Source organism: Vibrio sp. 2130-1, from assembly GCF_033339515.1.
In genome coordinates, this window is record NZ_JAWOUT010000526.1 from 1 (window position 1) to 581 (window position 581).

Here is a 581-nt window from a genome sequence, read left to right on the forward strand (position 1 = left end):
CATACTGCAACAGCACTTCACCTGATTTAGCATCCACGAGATAAGTTGGTCTAGTGGGGTTTACCGCTTGTTCAGACTCGGCAAAAAACTGGATCTCATAGGCTAAATGCGCAACGGCTTTTGTACTTTGCTTCTTATTCTTTCAAGGCTGAGCTGAGGAGTCATGTTAGAAACATCTTGCTCGATATCATGAACTAACGTACCGCCAAAGCGTTTGATTTTCCCTTGTTTATCCCGGTGTAAAACGATCTGTTTCCCCCAGATCGGAATTCCTTTGTAGGTTTGTTGATACCGGACGTGGACATCACCATTTTTGTCTTGGTTGGCTTTAAGCTTTTGAACATTATTGCCCGGCTTTAATCCAAGCGCTTTGGCGACATTTTGGGTCGCGGCAAGGTTTTGCTTTTCGAGAGAAACCACACGTCCATGATTTTGATCCTAGATCCATCGGTAAGTCCCCTATTTTGCACAAATAGCAAAGCCAAACTGACAGATTTTATGCGCCGACATTCTGTTCATTGAGTCTAGCACAGGAATTTATAGACCTTATGGATGAGTTTATGGCAATTCAACGCTCTCGA

Annotated in this window: 1 protein-coding gene; it reads right to left on the reverse strand. The window is 43.5% G+C overall.

What is annotated here, in order from left to right:
- Positions 1–102: 102 nt before the first annotated feature.
- Positions 103–420, reverse strand: a complete 318-nt coding sequence (locus R7Q09_RS27205; protein WP_023624484.1) for a hypothetical protein — start codon at positions 418–420, stop codon at positions 103–105.
- Between the last annotated feature and the right edge of the window lie 161 nt (positions 421–581).